Source organism: Pedobacter sp. GW460-11-11-14-TSB4, from assembly GCF_059423705.1.
Genome location: NZ_JBWKYI010000011.1, coordinates 201,698 through 203,840, shown reverse-complemented (window position 1 = coordinate 203,840; position 2,143 = coordinate 201,698). Strand labels below are relative to the sequence as shown.

At 41.9% G+C, this 2,143-nt stretch carries 1 protein-coding gene and 2 tRNA genes; all 3 read right to left on the bottom strand.

What is annotated here, in order from left to right; genetic code table 11:
* Window positions 1-65: transfer RNA gene (locus AC07YT_RS13525), tRNA-Asp, on the bottom strand.
* A gap of 200 nt (window positions 66-265) precedes the next feature.
* Window positions 266-339: transfer RNA gene (locus AC07YT_RS13520), tRNA-Asp, on the bottom strand.
* Between the two features lie 104 nt (window positions 340-443).
* A complete protein-coding gene (gene prfA / locus AC07YT_RS13515; protein WP_086548609.1) occupies window positions 444-1,517 on the bottom strand; it encodes a peptide chain release factor 1 in 1,074 nt (357 codons plus the stop codon).
* Window positions 1,518-2,143 lie beyond the last annotated feature (626 nt).

Genomic DNA, 2,143 nt, shown 5'->3' with positions numbered 1-2,143 from the left:
ATGGACGGGACTCGAACCCGCGACCTCCTGCGTGACAGGCAGGCATTCTAACCAGCTGAACTACCACTCCTTTTGTTCTCTTTAAAGTTCGAACCTCTTTCCCCTTTCGGGAATGCAAATATAGACACTATATTCAGTTTATCACTATAATAACCGACTTTTTAATCAATAATTACGTAACACACTGAACCTCATTCTAAATATTTTAATCAAAATGATTCTTAAACAAAAAAGCCTCAACTTTTTCAAGTTAAGGCTTTTGTTGCGGAATGGACGGGACTCGAACCCGCGACCTCCTGCGTGACAGGCAGGCATTCTAACCAGCTGAACTACCACTCCTTTTGTTCTTCTTTAAAGTTCGAACCTCTTGTCTCTTTCGAGGTTGCAAATATAGAGACTATATCTTAATTTGCAAACTTTTTTTTTTAAAAATATTTAACTCCTTAACCTACAGCACCTTCCTGCATCTTCTCTGCATTTTCAGCAAACTGAAGCGCATCAATAATCTCCTGAATATCGCCGTCCATAATGGTTGGCAGGTTATACATCGTTAATCCGATGCGGTGTTCGGTAACGCGGCCCTGAGGATAATTGTAGGTCCTGATTTTCGCTGAACGATCGCCGGTTGATACCATTGTTTTACGTTTAGCAGCAATATCGCCATTCTTTTTCTGCAATTCGATATCGTAAAGTTTACTACGCAACATCTCCATTGCAATAACGCGGTTACCCAACTGCGAGCGTTCCTGCTGACAAACCACCACAATACCCGATGGTTTGTGCGTTAGCTGCACCTTGGTTTCTACCTTATTTACGTTCTGTCCACCGGCACCACCTGAGCGCGAAGTTTGCAATTCAATATCGGCAGGATTAATGTAAAGATCAATCTCTTCAGCTTCTGGTAAAACTGCTACAGATGCAGCTGAAGTATGCACACGACCCTGTGTTTCGGTATCAGGCACACGCTGTACGCGGTGTACACCACTTTCGTACTTTAACTGGCCATAAACATCATCGCCACTCACTTTCAGAATCACCTCTTTATAACCACCAGCAGTACCTTCGGTTACATCAACAGTTTCCACTTTCCAGCCTTTGGTTTCGAAATAACGGGTATACATGCGGTATAAATCGCCGGCAAATAAAGCCGCCTCATCACCACCGGTACCGCCACGGATCTCAAATACAGCATTTTTAGCATCTTCCGGATCTTTAGGAATCAACATCAAACGGATATTGCTTTCCATTTCTTCCTGTTGCTTTAACAAAAGATCGAGCTCTTCTTTTGCCATCTCACGCATTTCAGCATCTTTCTCAGTAGCTAAAATTTCTTTGTTGGCATCAATATTACTCATCACATTTTTGTAGATTTTATATTCATCCACAATCTTGCCTAAGTCTTTATATTCTTTATTTAAAGCCGCAAAGCGTTTCATATCCTGTATTACATCCGGATTACTCAACGATTCTTCCACATCTTCCCAACGCAGCTTTATAGCTTCTAATTTATCTAACATATTTATTCTTGTTGAAATTTCCTGAGCTTGGCATAGACCCAAAAATTCAGGAAATGCAAAAATAAGGAAAAAAGCTGAATTAGTTTGGAAAGGAAGGATGGTTAATTGGCTAATCGCTTAGACATAAATTGAAATCGCTACAGTTCAATTTGAAAATGAAAGGTTCTAAGCCCGTGGAGGGCGATAGTCCGCTATCCCTCCAAGTCCTTGCTCATACTTCGCTCCGGGCTTTTTGTTTTATCGGGCTTATGAACAAAGGGCAGTGCACCCAGGCACTATGCAAACCCAAATAGCAGCAGGAACCTGTGTACCTAAACGGGATTGCAGTGGCAGCTCCCGATTTTCCTTCAAAATCGGGACTATAACGAAAAGCCCGGCGAAAATTAGACTGATGTTACAGGTTCTGCTTTCCAAAAAACATCAAATTATAGTGCTGAAAAACTGATTTACAAAGGGAAAGCATTATTTAAAGGTTTTGGAAATGAACGTTCTGTACCTGTGGCAGCCGGTAGCCCTGCTATTTCTCCAAGTCCTCACTCGTTCCTCGCTCCGGGCTTTTCGTTCTATCAGGTTTATAAACTGAGGGCGGTGCATCTAAGCACTATGCAAATCTAATAGCAGCACAA